The organism is Chungangia koreensis (assembly GCF_042651785.1).
Lineage (GTDB): Bacteria > Bacillota > Bacilli > Bacillales_A > Planococcaceae > Chungangia > Chungangia koreensis.
Genome location: NZ_JBHSEC010000019.1, coordinates 358332 through 373409, shown reverse-complemented (window position 1 = coordinate 373409; position 15078 = coordinate 358332). Strand labels below are relative to the sequence as shown.

The 15078-nt window shown below is 41.6% G+C and carries 16 protein-coding genes; all 16 read left to right on the top strand.

The features are described from left to right. Positions 1 to 2 precede the first annotated feature (2 nt). The 16 genes from bshA (at position 3) to ACFOZY_RS10920 (ending at position 14968) form a co-directional block, all read left to right on the top strand. Positions 3 to 1136 (top strand): N-acetyl-alpha-D-glucosaminyl L-malate synthase BshA, encoded by a 1134-nt coding sequence (gene bshA, locus ACFOZY_RS10995; RefSeq protein ID WP_378155353.1) that lies wholly within the window; start codon positions 3 to 5, stop codon positions 1134 to 1136. Beyond that, positions 1133 to 2338 (top strand): CCA tRNA nucleotidyltransferase, encoded by a 1206-nt coding sequence (locus tag ACFOZY_RS10990; RefSeq protein ID WP_378155351.1) that lies wholly within the window; start codon positions 1133 to 1135, stop codon positions 2336 to 2338. Before bshA ends, ACFOZY_RS10990 begins: the two co-directional genes overlap by 4 nt. After that, positions 2319 to 3299, top strand: a complete 981-nt coding sequence (locus ACFOZY_RS10985; protein WP_378155349.1) for a biotin--[acetyl-CoA-carboxylase] ligase — start codon at positions 2319 to 2321, stop codon at positions 3297 to 3299. Before ACFOZY_RS10990 ends, ACFOZY_RS10985 begins: the two co-directional genes overlap by 20 nt. A gap of 215 nt (positions 3300 to 3514) precedes the next feature. Then, positions 3515 to 4351 (top strand): 3-methyl-2-oxobutanoate hydroxymethyltransferase, encoded by an 837-nt coding sequence (panB, locus tag ACFOZY_RS10980; RefSeq protein ID WP_378155347.1) that lies wholly within the window; start codon positions 3515 to 3517, stop codon positions 4349 to 4351. Beyond that, positions 4348 to 5199 carry a pantoate--beta-alanine ligase gene (gene panC, locus ACFOZY_RS10975; protein ID WP_378155345.1) on the top strand — a complete coding sequence of 284 codons (852 nt, stop codon included), beginning with the start codon at positions 4348 to 4350 and terminating at the stop codon, positions 5197 to 5199. The genes panB and panC overlap by 4 nt, the downstream gene beginning before the upstream one ends. Before the next feature lie 4 nt (positions 5200 to 5203). Beyond that, positions 5204 to 5590 carry an aspartate 1-decarboxylase gene (gene panD, locus ACFOZY_RS10970; protein ID WP_378155343.1) on the top strand — a complete coding sequence of 129 codons (387 nt, stop codon included), beginning with the start codon at positions 5204 to 5206 and terminating at the stop codon, positions 5588 to 5590. Positions 5591 to 5743: 153 nt separating this feature from the next. Next, positions 5744 to 6091 (top strand): hypothetical protein, encoded by a 348-nt coding sequence (locus ACFOZY_RS10965; protein WP_378155341.1) that lies wholly within the window; start codon positions 5744 to 5746, stop codon positions 6089 to 6091. A 118-nt stretch (positions 6092 to 6209) separates the two neighbouring features. Beyond that, positions 6210 to 7010, top strand: coding sequence for a hypothetical protein (locus ACFOZY_RS10960; RefSeq protein ID WP_378155339.1), 801 nt, complete (start codon positions 6210 to 6212; stop codon positions 7008 to 7010). A 145-nt stretch (positions 7011 to 7155) separates the two neighbouring features. Beyond that, a complete protein-coding gene (gene dinG, locus ACFOZY_RS10955) occupies positions 7156 to 9951 on the top strand; it encodes an ATP-dependent DNA helicase DinG (protein WP_378155337.1) in 2796 nt (931 codons plus the stop codon). 20 nt (positions 9952 to 9971) lie between these two features. After that, positions 9972 to 10142 (top strand): YpmA family protein, encoded by a 171-nt coding sequence (locus tag ACFOZY_RS10950; protein ID WP_378155335.1) that lies wholly within the window; start codon positions 9972 to 9974, stop codon positions 10140 to 10142. Positions 10143 to 10152: 10 nt separating this feature from the next. After that, complete coding sequence (locus tag ACFOZY_RS10945) at positions 10153 to 10635, top strand: cell wall elongation regulator TseB-like domain-containing protein (RefSeq protein WP_378155333.1); 483 nt, start codon at positions 10153 to 10155, stop codon at positions 10633 to 10635. 14 nt (positions 10636 to 10649) lie between these two features. Then, positions 10650 to 11843 carry a pyridoxal phosphate-dependent aminotransferase gene (locus tag ACFOZY_RS10940; protein WP_378155331.1) on the top strand — a complete coding sequence of 398 codons (1194 nt, stop codon included), beginning with the start codon at positions 10650 to 10652 and terminating at the stop codon, positions 11841 to 11843. A 25-nt stretch (positions 11844 to 11868) separates the two neighbouring features. Then, positions 11869 to 13164: an asparagine--tRNA ligase gene (asnS, locus tag ACFOZY_RS10935; RefSeq protein WP_378155329.1), complete on the top strand. Its 1296-nt coding sequence runs from the start codon at positions 11869 to 11871 to the stop codon at positions 13162 to 13164. 38 nt (positions 13165 to 13202) lie between these two features. Beyond that, entirely contained in the window at positions 13203 to 13952 is a 750-nt protein-coding gene (locus ACFOZY_RS10930; RefSeq protein WP_378155327.1) for a DnaD domain protein, read from the top strand. A gap of 9 nt (positions 13953 to 13961) precedes the next feature. Further along, a complete protein-coding gene (gene nth / locus ACFOZY_RS10925; protein WP_378155325.1) occupies positions 13962 to 14621 on the top strand; it encodes an endonuclease III in 660 nt (219 codons plus the stop codon). Beyond that, positions 14618 to 14968: a YpoC family protein gene (locus ACFOZY_RS10920; RefSeq protein WP_378155323.1), complete on the top strand. Its 351-nt coding sequence runs from the start codon at positions 14618 to 14620 to the stop codon at positions 14966 to 14968. Before nth ends, ACFOZY_RS10920 begins: the two co-directional genes overlap by 4 nt. Positions 14969 to 15078 lie beyond the last annotated feature (110 nt).

Sequence of the window (15078 nt, the reverse complement as noted above, 5' to 3'; positions counted from 1 at the left end):
AGATGGAAAAATTGAAAATCGGAATTACATGCTATCCTTCGTTAGGCGGCTCTGGGGTCGTCGCTACGGAATTGGCTAAGCTGTTAGCGGAGAGAGGGCATGAGATACATATCATTACGTCAAGCAGGCCGTTCCGGTTAAATAAACATTATCCGAACATCTTCTATCATCCAGTAGAAGTTTCAAGTTATGCAGTATTTCAGTACTTGCCATATGACATCGCATTGGCGAACCGAATGTCTGAAGTCATCCTTAAGGAAAAATTGAATGTTCTCCATGTACATTACGCTGTACCGCATGCAGTTTGTGCCGTGCTTGCAAAAGATATGTCAGGGGTAGATGTCGGGATTGTCACAACATTACATGGGACCGATATAACAGTATTAGGGCATGATCCCGCTTTAAATGGGAGTATAAAATACGCAATCAATAAATCCTCGGCGACAACGTCCGTTTCCAACGCACTTGCCATAGATACTATGAGATTGATTGAACCAAAAAAGGAAATAGAAACCATTTATAATTTTGTCGATGAACGCGTGTACAGAAAACGCTCGGCTGATTACTTATATGATGAACTCGGATTAAGCCGTGACGAAAAACTTGTAATCCATGTTTCGAATTTCCGGAAAGTGAAAAGAATTTCTGATATCGTAGAAACCTTCCATAAAATCAGGAAGAGAACTAAAGCAAAGCTCTTACTGGCCGGAGACGGACCTGAGCTTCCCACTGCTATTGAGGCTGTCGAGCTTGCAGGAATTCAAGAGGATGTCATGTTTTTAGGGAAACGTGACGATTTACCGGAATTATATTCAATCAGTCATTTAAAACTTCTCTTATCTGAGCAGGAATCTTTTGGACTTGTTTTGTTAGAAGCGATGTCATGTGGTGTACCTTGCGTAGGGACTGCAATTGGCGGGATACCTGAAGTGATTGAGCATGGAGTAAATGGATATGTTGCTCCATTAGGTGATACCGATACCGCTTCGGCTTACGCTCTACGAATACTGGAGGATGAAGGGTTGCATCGACGATTCAGTGAAGAGGCGATGAGATCGGTCCGAGAACGGTTTAATTCTGAACAGATAGTCGACCAATATGAGGCATTATACCAGAAGGTGGCTTATTACTATTGACTAGTGAGAGGAAGTGGGCGGCTGCCCAGTCAATACAAGATGAATTGGAAAGACACGGTTATGAAGCTGTCATTGTGGGAGGGGCGGTCCGTGATTTGTTGCTTGGAAGGGATCCGGGTGATGTCGATGTTGCTACTGAAGCAGAACCACAGATCGTCAAACAGATCTTTCAAAAGACAGCTGACGTCGGCATCGAACATGGCACAGTTATGGTGTTGCATCCGGATCATCCGGTGGAAGTGACCACCTATCGGACAGAAAGCTCGTATTCTGACCATCGGCGTCCTGATGAGGTTCACTTTGTAAAGTCTCTAAAGGAAGATTTGAAGCGCAGGGATTTCACGATGAATGCCCTTGCGATTAATTCTGACGGACATGTGATGGATTATTTCTCCGGTAAAGAAGACATTCACCATCAAATCATCCGATGTGTTGGAAATCCGGAAGAACGGTTCTCAGAAGACGCTTTACGTATGTTACGAGCGGTCAGATTTGCTGCACAATTGAATTTTGATATAGAAAACGAAACCCTCAGAGCGATTCGTAAATTAGCTCAATCTATTACGTTCATTGCAGTGGAACGTATTAAAGTAGAACTTGACAAGATTTTTCTCAGTAAATATCCTGAAATCGGCATGAGATTATTAAAGGAAACATCATTGACTTTACACTTTCCGGTATTAAACTCTGACCGAGTTAATGAAAATCTTCAACATTGGAGGCATTTCAACGCTTTAGGAAATTCCGCATATGGTTGGGCATTCGTTAACCTAATTTCAGGTTGTAAACGTACAGAAGACCTTGTTAGAGGATATAAGTTATCTAACGCTGAAAAAAGAACTATTCAAGCTATAGCGAATGCAGTTCAAATTCGTCAGCAATCATTTTGGTCCCCTATGAATTATTATCACTTCTCAAAAGAAACGATAAGAGCAGCGGAATTTTTCACTTCAATTCTGAATCCTTCAATTCAGCGCATGCCTGATGAGATTCTTTTGGAAGGATATCGTAACTTGCCGATTCAATCTCGTTCAGAAATAGTGGTGAATGGAAACGACCTAATCGGCTGGAGCGGACAAAGAGGCGGTCCATGGGTAAAGCAATGGTTAAACAGGCTTGAAGAATCGATTGTGTTAAAAGAAGTTCAGAATGACAGAGAAGAGATAAGGGACTGGTTCCAGCGTGAATTCATTAACAAGTGAAATATTAAAGCAGCTAGTAAACAGTGGAAATGAACCGATTTCAGGGCAACAAATTGCAGATCAATTAAAAATATCCCGTACGGCAGTTTGGAAGCATATCAAACAGTTAGAAGACGACGGGTATGAAATCATTTCTGTTAAGAAAAAAGGGTATTTACTTCATAAGAGAATGGACTCCCTCCATCCTGCGATGTTAGATTCTATGACGAGTACGGAGCGGGTTGGGCGGAAAATCCACTATTTTGACAGTTGCCCGACTACACAATCGATTGCACATGAAGAAGCAGCTAATGGTGCAGTGGATGGCACAGTTGTAATCAGCGAAGAGCAGACAGCTGGTAAGGGTCGCCTGGCACGCAATTGGTCTTCAACAAAAGGGAAAGGAATCTGGATGAGTATCATTCTTCGCCCCGATATCCCACCGCAACTTGCACCACAGTTCACGTTGGTGGCGGCGGTTGCCATTACAAGAGCAATTGCAGACGAAACAGGAGTTACACCCTCTATCAAATGGCCAAATGATCTTCTTATTAATGGTAGAAAATGTACAGGTATTTTAACAGAGCTTCAGGCAGAGGCGGACCGCGTACAGTCGATCATTTTAGGGATCGGTGTAAATGTCAATCAAACAACCGAGGATTTTCCAGATGAGCTAAAGTCTATTGCTACTTCTTTGAAAATAGAAATAGGCAATGATGTAGACCGCTTAGTACTAACAGCTAAAATTTTCGAGTACATTGAAAAATACACGGATTTGTATATTGAGCAAGGATTCAGGCCCCTAAAGATCTTATGGGAAAGTTATTCAGATACGCTTGGAAAACGGATTCGTGCTTCAATGGTCAATGGTGAAATCATTGGTAAAGCAATAGGAATTACGGAAGAAGGCGTTCTGCAAATACAGACAGATGACGGAAAAATCCATGGCATCTATTCTGCTGATATTTTTATAGAAAATTGAATTGTCAGGATTCACTGCATCTGTTATATTGATGTCGAAGGGCAGTATCATTTATGAACTGCACCAAGAATGATCTAACTGTAACTTTACAATTAAATGTTCTGCCTTGATCGCAAAGACAGGGACGGAGGAAACCAAATTATTGATTACACTACCCTTCTGTCCATTTTTGGATAGAAGGGTTTTTTGGTGAACTCCTGGAGAGGAGAAAACGGATGAAAACAACAGCTCATTTGTTAAAAATGAAGAAGGAAAAAGAAAAGATTGCTATGCTGACCGCTTACGATTACCCGTCAGCTAAATTGGCGGAGGAAGCAGGAATCGACGTTCTTTTGGTCGGAGATTCTTTGGGAATGGTCGTATTAGGTTATGATTCGACAACATCAGTGACTACAGAAGATATGATTCATCACGGAAAAGCTGTGAGACGCGGTGCCAAGAGTACTTTTTTGGTCGTTGATCTGCCGTTCGGGACCTATCATGGCAGTCAAGATAGGACACTAAGCAATGCTGTGCGTATCTTCCAAGAAACAGGAGCACAAGCTTTGAAACTGGAAGGAGCCGATGAAATCATTGATTCCATCAGGCTATTGGTCCGTACAGGAATCCCGGTTGTTGCCCATTTAGGTTTGTTGCCTCAATCTGCAGCTGTATTAGGCGGTTATAAAGTACAGGGCAAGACCGCTGACGCAGCTAAGAAACTGATTGAAGACGCAATTCTTTGCGAAGAAGCGGGAGCTTGTATGCTTGTACTTGAGTGTATACCTTACCAACTGGCTAAGGAAATCACTGAACGTTTGACGATTCCTGTAATTGGAATTGGAGCTGGTGCAGAAACAGACGGTCAAGTATTGGTCTTCCATGACACCGTCAAATATGGGACACATCATATACCGAAGTTTGTTGAAGCATACGCAGAGGTAGGGGACGCAATCCGTGCTGGATTAATGGAATATACAGCAGGTGTTAAAAACGGCAACTTCCCTCAAGAAAGACATCGATTTTCGATGAAGGATGACGAGCTTCAGCAGTTATATGGAGGAAAAGAATGAACGTCTATACAACAAAAACAGACATGCGCAACAGAATATCTTCATTGATTCGAGAAGGAAAATCGATCGGTTTTGTCCCTACGATGGGCTTTCTACATGAGGGACATCTGTCTTTGGTCGAACATGCAAGAAAAGAAAATGAAATCGTAGTGATGAGCATTTTCGTAAATCCGGCACAATTTGGTCCTACTGAGGACTTTGATACTTACCCAAGGGACTTTGAAAGGGATGCGAAAATGGCGGAAACAGCCGGAGTGGATATCATTTTTCACCCGAGTGCCGAGGAAATGTATCCTTTTGATGGTGGTATACAAATTATTGCAGGCAATCAATCCAAAGCTCTTTGTGGAGCGTCAAGACCCGGCCACTTTGATGGAGTTTTGAAAGTCATTGCCAAGCTGTTCCATATCGTATCACCTTCTCGTGCCTATTTCGGGATGAAAGATGCCCAGCAGTTGGCTATAGTAGAAACGTTTGTACGTGATTATGATTTCCCTGTAGAGATTAGAAGGGTACCTATAGTAAGGGAAGGGGATGGAGTTGCGAAAAGTTCCCGGAATGTCAGATTGACTGATCTTGAACGTCAAGAAGCACCGATAATATACCAAGCCCTATCAAAAGGCATGGAAGAATATTTAACAACTCAAGACGTACAAAAGACCATTCATGTTGTGGCTGCCAAAATTGAAGAAAATTCCTCCGGCAAAATCGATTATGTTTCCCTGTTGGATTATCCTTCACTCCAACCAGCGAATGAGGATACGGAACAGGTGTTATTAGCAACAGCTGTTTATTTTGAAAAAGTGAGATTAATAGATAATATTATTATGTCGACTAAAAAGGGATGACAACATGTTAAGAATGATGCTTAATGGAAAAATACACAGAGCGGTAGTTACGGAAGCAGATTTGAATTATGTTGGGAGCATTACAATCGATCAGGATATTCTCGACGCAGTTGGAATGCTGCCGAATGAGAAGGTCCATATTGTAAATAACAATAATGGAGCTCGTTTCGAGACATACATCATTTCAGGAAAAAGAGGGAGCGGTGTCATTTGTGTCAACGGTGCCGCTGCACGGTTGGTACAGAAGGGGGATATCGTCATTATCCTTTCCTATGTCTATGTTATGAATGAGTTAGCTACGTCACATAAACCAACTGTTGCCATAATGAATGAAGACAATTCGATCCGCGAAATCATCCATTACGAGCCGGAAGCGACAGTAATTAGATAGAAAATGGATTTTTCTCAATTGAACAATATTACCCTCTCTTATTTTGGAGAGGGCTTTTTAATTAATCCTCTACTATTTTACTCAGTTAATCCCACACAATTTATATGAAATTCGCATCTACTAACTATATAAAGGATTGGAAGGAGGAGGGAGATGTCCAGAAAACGGTGCCGTGAATGGCAAAGAAAAAGGAAGCGAAAGTACTATTCACCCCTGATTCAACCAGCAGAACATTGTGGCCCTGCTGATGTTGCATTTTTAGAGGAAGAAATCATGATCGAAGCAAGAGTTAATGTTTCACCTGAGGTAACAATCGGTAGAGTCAGGATGGAATGTTTGGATTATTCGTTGGATCCTTGTGATTCAATGTGCAGTTGTTCAGATGAATGTTCGTATGTAATTAATCAACTTGTTCGTGTTTCAATTCCAGTTCGCTTCGGAGCAAAGGCTGAAGTTGATTCGTGTGGAATAGACTGTTCACCCGTCAGGCCATGTTGCTAAGGTAAATCTCATAAACGTAAGAAAAAAGTAGTGAAAAGAACAATTTGCTCAGGCCATTTAGCTTATACCTCTCTCTATCAACCTGAATAGGATGATAAGGAAAAGGAGGTGAGATTAAATGGCAGATAACTTAAAACAACCTTGCGGATGTGAAGAAACACCTGTTACTGAAGTTAATGGTACTTCAATTGGAGTACTGCAGGATTTGGATCAGTGCGACAGTACAGTCAGTGAACTTGTTTGTGTTGAAGCCGAAGTTACCATCACACCTACTGTGGATACTGGTGATGTTACGGTTAGATGTGTTGGTAACCCAAGCTTTACGCAGAGATGCCGAGACTTACCTGGATTTACTCGTGCTGTAAACAACACATGTAGATTTAGAGTTTCACAAGTAGTTTGTGTAAATGTACCAATCGAGATTGGTGCTGATGCAAACGCAACTCTTGGAGATGTCTTCTGTGGTCCTCGTTCGAATACAGCAAACTGTCCGACAACTCCTCCGACTACTTGTACCTTCACTAGAGGCGCATGGGCAAATAGACAACGTACTTTAGGATTACAATTGTTGGCGGATGCAGGCGGTTCTATCGTATTAGGAAACGATGCTCAAGGATTGAGTCTTACTGTGACAAGTGCAAACTATGATGCGGTCATCACAGGAACTGTAGGTCCATCACCACAGTTCAGACAATTGTATACACAGTTATTAGCAGCTAACTTGAACGTTCTGAATGGAGCAACTTGTCCGTTCATAGAAGCGCAAATTATCATCGCAAACAATTTCCTTGCTACCACAACTGAAGCAAATAACACAACTAATGCAGCAGCTTCAGCAATTCAAACACAATTAGAATTGTTCAACAGCGGAAATGCACCGGGCTGTCCGATGCACTGTGGAGACGACGATACTATTTAATGTTAAATAGGTCTAAGTCTGACTGTGCAAGAAGCGGGATTCGAAATGAATCCCGCTTTTCATTTATCCATCATGTTTAAGGGAGGATAGCTTGAAAATGATTCAGTTTCATAAATATGATACAATTTCTTTTACTGAACCATGATTGCGAGATGATGATATTTTGGAAAACCATACATATGCAATCGTCGATTTGGAGACAACCGGGCACGCCCCTTCCAAGGGTGACCGGATGATCCAAATCGCCATCGTCTTTGTCAAGAATTGGACGATTATCGATAGCTATTCTACATTCATCCACCCCGGTAAGGATATTCCGGTGTTCATTCAGCAACTGACGAATATAACGAACGCGGATATTAAAGACGCGTTGCCGTTTGAAAAGCACGCTGAAGAAATTTATAAGTTATTAAAGGATTGTACGATCGTTGCGCATAATGCCGATTTTGACTATACATTCTTGCAGGCGGAACTAAAACGTTCTCAACTCCCAGGATTAGCGAGTAAAAAAGTCGATACTGTGGAGTTGGCAAAGATTTTATTGCCCACATCCTATAGCTATAAACTCCAAGATTTAGCTGCTGATCTTCAAATTCCATTAGAAAACGCTCACCGTGCTGACGATGATGCACTCGCTACCGCTAAATTGTTCATTGAATGCATGAATGAAATGAGAAAGCTGCCGTCTGAAACTTTGGAGCAGCTCCATAAAAGGTCTTTTAGTTTGAGGTCGGACTTGTCTCATCTTTTCTATTTAGCTCTAAAGGAACGAAGGACTATTCCATCAGAAGATACGGACCATTATGCAGGCATTGCTCTGAAGAAAAAAGAAACCTTGAATCGTGAAAATACAATCAAACTGCACTATCCGGTCAAAGACCAAGAAAAGTTGGATTTATTGCAGAAATCTTTCCCGAAGTATGAAAAAAGGGAACGACAATTCGAAATGATGGACTCGGTATGGAAAGCGTTAACGAGTCGAAAGGAAATTGTCGTGGAAGCTTCTACAGGTATCGGGAAATCTCTTGCCTATTTACTACCTGCTACGATTTATGCAAAAACAGAGCAAAAACAGGTGATTATTAGCACATATACGACTCATTTGTTGGATCAACTCTTACAAGAAGAAATTAAAAAAACGGAATTAGTCTTGGGAGAACCGATTCGTTTAACAATGTTAAAAGGGATGAATCATTATGTGGATCTGAAACGGTTCTCTGAGTTGTTGTCCGGAACGGATGAATCCTATGATGAAACATTTGCAATTATGCAGACATTGGTATGGTTATATAAAACTGAAACAGGCGATTTAGATGAATTGAATGTATCAGGTGGAGGCCAGTTCTTCATTGATAAAATTCGAAAGTACTCACATACCAAAATCGATGATAGAGAGCGAGCCCATGATTTTTATGAGCATGCATTGGAAAAAGGCAGGAACGCGGAACTGATCATTACGAATCATGCGATGCTATTGACGGAACTAAATCGCAATGAACCGTTACTTAAAAATGCAGATGGATGGGTGATTGATGAAGCCCACCAATTCATATCGGCTTCTGTGTTAAGGGAGGAGAAAGTCTTTTCTTATACACAGTGGAAGTACTTATTTGGCCAAATCGGAACTTTTGATGATGACCAGTTATTAAGAGCCATACGTGAATTGGCTACATTATGGGGAATTGGGAATTTAAACACTTTAGATGAGTTGGAACGGCGCTATGTACAGATGGTCGAATCTTTTGATCTTGCCATCGATAATATAGTTGAATCTCTATCTCAAAAGCCGTTTAAAAGACATATGACAAAACGGTCTGTTCTCTTGCGAGATATTGAAACTGCCCATGAATTATTGAGTAATGTTGTGGAGAAAATCCACAAGTGGATTGATTATGCCGAAATGTTTGAAAGGAAATTTAAAAAGAGCCAAATTGAGTGGAATGCTAAAAATACACTTATCCGATCGGAATGGCTGTATTGGCTACGGGAAATGAAAATTAAGGCTTCGGAATGGGACGAAATCTTCTTGAATCCCGACGAAAACTATTCTGTTTGGATTGAAGAAGATAAACGAAGCATCCCGGGGAGCCTCGTGATCGTTAAACGGCCAATCGACGTAGAGGGTTCTGTAAAGGCTCTGTTCGGACAGCATCGTGAACAGGCGGGAATCATCTGGACATCTGGCACGATGACTGTTCCTGAGAATGAGCGGTTTATTGCCAATCAACTCGGCCTTCCTGAATCAGTTCCGATCGTCCAATATACGGCACCTGAAAGCTTTTATAAAGGTGCGAGCTTATATATTGTTGAGGATATGCCGGACATCCAACAAGTTCCCCAGTCAGAATTTATCGAAGCCGTAGCTGATGCGGTTATTCAGACGGTACTTGCTACGGAAGGACGTTGTTTCGTCCTTTTCACTTCGCAAGATATGTTAAGAAAGACTGTTGATTTGATCCAAGATTCAGGACTCTTGTCAGAATATATGTTGATTGCCCAAGGCATGACATCAGGAAGCAGGATGAGACTTCTGAAATCATTCCAGCGTTTCAGTAATTCGGTTTTATTTGGTACGAATAGTTTCTGGGAAGGTGTGGATGTACCTGGTGAAGCATTATCTGCTGTAATCGTTGTAAGGCTGCCATTCTCCTCACCTGATGAACCCGTGTTTAAAACCCGTGCAGAACTGCTGTCAGAAAAGGGGTTACAACCTTTTACCGCTTATGCACTTCCAGAAGCGATTTTGCGTTTCAGGCAAGGGTTCGGAAGATTGATCAGGTCCTCTAACGATAGAGGTGTGTTCATCGTTTTAGACCGTAGAATAGAGAGAAAATCATACGGTAAGGACTTCATCAACTCACTGCCGCCAGTTCCGGTCAAAAAAGTCTCTTTGGGAGATATGGTCTTGGAATTGGAAAATTGGTATACTAAATTAGTATAAGAGAAGATTGGGGTCATTAGATGGAAAGTAAAATAGAGGTTCTCTCAACAGTGAAAATCTCCTATCAACCAGATTTGTATAAGATTGTTGATGCTTTAAACCGCACATTGAAGCAACAGAATTTGATGTTCGGTCTTGCTTTGAATCCGGAAGACCAAAAAGAAGCAATCTTTACGATCTACAAGACGTAAGGGTGATGAAGTGAAGAACTGGATAATTTTTATAAGTGTATTTTTAGTTAGTTTAGCTCTCGTCATTTCTGTCATTGTTTTGGTACAGGCGCGAAGTCCTTATAAGACTGCTGAACAGGTTGCTGAGCAAACAGCTCTTGACGAAGGGGAAGTTGTATCAGTTACCGACTCGTATGTATATCGAGGACTCACCTCGAATATGACAGTTATCGGGAAAGATGAAGAAGGACGTACAAAAGCTGTTCTTATTCCGGAGGGCGACTCTAATAATGAGGTGTATACTGTGCTTCTTGAAGAAGGAATTAGTCAAGAGGATACACTGAATTTTGTACAAAGTGAGATGGACGTAAAGGAAGTCCTACACATACGGCTTGGATTGGAAGAGGTCGGTCCCGTATGGGAAGTCTCATATATCGGCACAAATGATAAATTGAACTATGTGTATATTCTGTTTGAAAACGGGAATTGGTGGAAACGCATACTGAACTTGTAGAAGGGGAGATCGATTTGAAGTATTCTTTGGCAGAACGAGTCAAAACTTTAACACCGTCGTCGACTCTGGCAATTACAGCGAAAGCAAAGGAACTAAAGGCATCCGGAATCGATGTCATTGGTTTGGGAGCTGGAGAGCCTGATTACAATACACCAGAAAACATTTTAAAAGCAGCAGCTGAATCGATGGAAGCCGGTTTTACGAAGTATACTCCTGCAGGTGGTTTGCCTGAGTTAAAAAACGCCATCATTGCGAAGCTGGAGCGGGACCAGAAACTTACATACAAACCTTCCGAGATTATGGTCGGGGTAGGGGCGAAACATGTATTATATACATTGTTCCAAGTGATTTTAAACCCATCTGATGAAGTGATCATTCCGATTCCATACTGGGTTAGTTATCCGGAGCAAGTTAAACTGGCAGGCGGCACCCCAGTTTTCATCGAAGGAACAAAAGAGCAAGAATACAAAGTAACAGCAGAGCAGATCCGTTCAGCAATTACAGAAAAAACACGTGCTCTAATAATAAATTCGCCGAGCAATCCTACCGGCATGATCTATTCCGAAGAGGAATTGAAACAAATTGCTGATGTTTGCAAAGAAGCCGATATTTGGGTCATTTCCGATGAAATTTATGAAAAGCTCGTTTATAATAACGCGAAACATGTTTCGATTGCACAACTATCCGATGATGCGAAAGAACGTACGCTCATCATTAATGGCGTGTCAAAGTCTCATTCGATGACAGGCTGGAGAATCGGCTATATTGCTGGGGATGAAACAATAGTAAAAGCGATGACCGATTTGGCCAGCCACTCTACTTCAAATCCTGTAACTACATCACAATATGCCGCGATTGAAGCATATAACGGTCCTCAAGATGCAGTAGAGGAAATGAGACGAGCTTTCGAAAGCAGACTTAAGGAAATCTATCCGAAGGTAGCAGCAATTCCAGGCTTTAACGTGTTAAGACCTCAAGGGGCATTTTACTTATTGCCGGAAGTAAGAGAAGCTGCTGAAAAAACAGGCTATACTTCTGTGGATGACTTTGCTCAAGCACTTTTGGAAGAAGCGAACGTTGCCGTCATTCCCGGTTCTGGGTTCGGTTCACCGGACACGATCCGTCTTTCATATGCAACGTCTTTGGATCTGATAGAAAAAGCAGTGAAGAGAATTGATGAATTTGTCAAAACAAAATGGCAAGACTAATCGCAGTACTTTTTTGGAGGCTATTATGGAAAAAATCATGATTATCGATATGCCGAACCATGTCGGCGAAACAGTTAAAATTGGAGCATGGCTTGCAAATAAGCGCTCAAGCGGTAAAATCGCTTTCCTTCAACTACGTGACGGCTCCGGATTTGTCCAAGGAGTAGTTGTGAAATCCGAAGTGGATGAGGATATTTTTGCTACAGCAAAAGCAATGCCACAAGAGACTTCCATGTATGTCATCGGTGAAGTGACAAAGGATGAACGTTCAAGTTTTGGCTATGAACTACAAGTGAAGGGAATTGAAGTGATCCAGGAAGCAGTTGATTACCCGATTACCCCTAAAGAGCATGGTGTAGAGTTTTTAATGGACAATCGTCATTTATGGCTACGTTCAAGGAAACAACATGCCATCATGAAAGTCCGGAATGAAATCATCCGTTCTACATATGAATTTTTCAATGATCAGGGATTCGTTAAAGTGGATCCGCCTATTCTCACGGGTTCAGCTCCAGAAGGAACATCTGAATTATTCCATACGAAATACTTTGATGAAGATGCTTATCTTTCCCAATCTGGTCAACTGTATATGGAAGCGGCAGCAATGGCATTAGGTAAAGTTTTCTCTTTCGGACCGACATTCCGTGCTGAAAAATCGAAGACAAGACGTCACTTGATCGAGTTTTGGATGATTGAACCAGAAATGGCTTTCACTGAACACGAAGAATCGTTGAAAGTACAAGAAGAATATGTTTCTTATATCGTTCAGTCGGTACTTAAAAATTGCAAGCTTGAATTGGAACGATTAGAACGAGACACATCTAAACTTGAAAATATTAAAGCTCCTTTCCCTCGCATTACTTATGATGAGGCAATTGAATTTCTGCATGAAAAAGGTTTCGATGACATCCAATGGGGTGACGATTTTGGATCGCCGCATGAAACAGCGATTGCAGAAAGCTATGACAAACCAGTTTTCATAGTCAATTATCCGATTGGTATTAAACCTTTCTATATGCAACCGCACCCAGAGCGTGATGATGTTGTACTTTGTGCAGATTTGATTGCACCGGAAGGGTACGGGGAAATCATCGGTGGTTCGGAACGGATTTATGATTATAACTTAATGAAACAACGAATTGAAGAACATGGATTAGATGAAAAGGCGTATGCATGGTACTTGGATTTAAGCCGCCAAGGCGCTGTTCCACATTCCGGCTTCGGTTTAGGACTTGAAAGAACAGTCGCATGGATCAGCGGAGCTGAACACGTACGTGAATCCATCCCATTCCCACGTCTTTTGAACAGATTATATCCTTAATGGATCAACTAAGAACATTACTAAAATAGATACGGCCAATGGCGTCATTCAGCTGTTGGCCCCATAAGAAAGGGAGTTCGGATATGCAAACCGATCGGCTCCAGATTTGGACAGAGCAGGGGAATGTAATCATTTCCCAGCTTTTTTTTCACCACTATAAAAAAATAGGTATAACTGACTCCGAAGCGATGCTTATGATGCATATTATCGCTTATTCTTCCGAGGGGAATTTTTTTCCCACCCCCCAAGACCTCTCCTCTCGAATGAATTTAACACTTGACGAGGTATCTTCTGGATTACAACGGATGATTCAAAAAAATGTCCTTTCCATCGTCCAGGAAATTGACGAGAAAGGTGTCCTTTTTGAACGGTTTAGCTTGATGCCACTTTGGAATCGGTTGGTCGATTGTGTAGTGGTGGAAGAGAACCAAACATTTACGGATCAGAAAAAAGAAGAAGAAGGGGAAATTTACCGTCTGTTTGAACAGGAATTTGGCAGACTATTATCTCCCATGGAATGTGAAACAATCGCTATGTGGTTCGACCAAGACGGACATACAGCTGATGTCATCAAGGCTGCGCTGAAAGAAGGTGTATTGGCGCAAAAACTTAGTTTGCGTTACATAGACCGAATTTTGTTTGAATGGAAGAAAAAGAATGTTAAAACGGTAGCGGATGCTGAACGCCACGCTCGACATTTCCGTACATCCACCGTGCCACCTCGACAGGAAAGACAAGAAGAGAGAAAAACAGTACCGTTTTACAATTGGTTGGAAGAAAGGGAGTAGAGTTTACCGATGATGACGAAAGCCCAATGGTCGCATTGCCTTGAAGAGATGGACAAGATGTTTCCTGATGCCCATTGTGAATTGGTTCACTCCAATCCATTCGAGCTTCTGATAGCGACTGTCCTTTCTGCACAATGTACAGATGCATTGGTTAACAAAGTGACGAAAGATCTTTTTCAAAAATATAAAAAACCGGAAGACTACATCTCCGTACCGATTGAAGAATTACAAAACGATATCCGATCAATTGGCCTCTTCCGAAATAAAGCGAAAAACATTCAAGCGCTTAGCCTGATGCTAATAGATCAGTTCAACGGAGAAGTGCCACCAGATCGAGATGTCTTAACCACCTTACCTGGGGTTGGTAGAAAAACAGCAAATGTAGTGGTGTCAGTGGCTTTTGGGGTTCCTGCAATCGCTGTTGATACACACCTGGAACGAGTTTCGAAAAGACTGGGGCTTGCCCGTTGGAAAGATACGCCCTTACAGGTAGAAGAAGCATTAATGAAAAAGACCCCAAAAGAGCTTTGGTCAAAAACTCATCATCAAATGATTTTCTTTGGACGCTATCACTGCAAAGCACAAAATCCTCAATGTCCCGTTTGTCCTTTGCTCGATGTTTGCCGTGAGGGCAAAAAAAGGATGAAGAATAGGGATGTACGTGTATGATTATTGTTGAAAAGGAAAATATTTGCCCAAAAAATATTCAAGTTTATTTAAATCGTTGGGAACGGATGAAAACGGATCTGTTGGCCTTACATGCGATGAGGGAAGATACTGTAGGCGAAGACCTATTGGAAGGATTTGGCCTATATATTGAGTTTCTGCAGCACTGCCATGGTCTTCAACATTTACCGGAAGAACAGATTGAACAGCTCGAAGCACTACCATTGAATGGTAAGGAAAGGCTTCAGTTTATCAAAAATAGCCCAAAACAGTATGCCTCCTTCACGCAATTAGATGAAATGTTCAGTGAAACAGTAAAAAAATTAGCGAGACTACGTGTCCAAAAATGACAAGATACCCAAGAGAGCGGGTATCTTTTTTTGTTTTATATAACAAGCATCAAACAACTGCTAAAGGGTTTACATAAAGCGAAAAGAAGGACTCCTAAAATGGAGTCCTT

Excerpts from the sequence above, each read along its gene's own strand:
- ACFOZY_RS10965 (WP_378155341.1), top strand. The coding sequence starts at position 5,744 with ATGTCCAGAAAACGGTGCCGTGAATGGCAAAGAAAAAGGAAGCGAAAG.
- panC (WP_378155345.1), top strand. The coding sequence starts at position 4,348 with ATGAACGTCTATACAACAAAAACAGACATGCGCAACAGAATATCTTCA.
- bshA (WP_378155353.1), top strand. The coding sequence starts at position 3 with ATGGAAAAATTGAAAATCGGAATTACATGCTATCCTTCGTTAGGCGGC.
- ACFOZY_RS10950 (WP_378155335.1), top strand. The coding sequence starts at position 9,972 with ATGGAAAGTAAAATAGAGGTTCTCTCAACAGTGAAAATCTCCTATCAA.
- nth (WP_378155325.1), top strand. The coding sequence starts at position 13,962 with ATGATGACGAAAGCCCAATGGTCGCATTGCCTTGAAGAGATGGACAAG.
- panB (WP_378155347.1), top strand. The coding sequence starts at position 3,515 with ATGAAAACAACAGCTCATTTGTTAAAAATGAAGAAGGAAAAAGAAAAG.
- ACFOZY_RS10960 (WP_378155339.1), top strand. The coding sequence starts at position 6,210 with ATGGCAGATAACTTAAAACAACCTTGCGGATGTGAAGAAACACCTGTT.
- panD (WP_378155343.1), top strand. The coding sequence starts at position 5,204 with ATGTTAAGAATGATGCTTAATGGAAAAATACACAGAGCGGTAGTTACG.
- ACFOZY_RS10930 (WP_378155327.1), top strand. The coding sequence starts at position 13,203 with ATGGCGTCATTCAGCTGTTGGCCCCATAAGAAAGGGAGTTCGGATATG.
- asnS (WP_378155329.1), top strand. The coding sequence starts at position 11,869 with ATGGAAAAAATCATGATTATCGATATGCCGAACCATGTCGGCGAAACA.
- ACFOZY_RS10920 (WP_378155323.1), top strand. The coding sequence starts at position 14,618 with ATGATTATTGTTGAAAAGGAAAATATTTGCCCAAAAAATATTCAAGTT.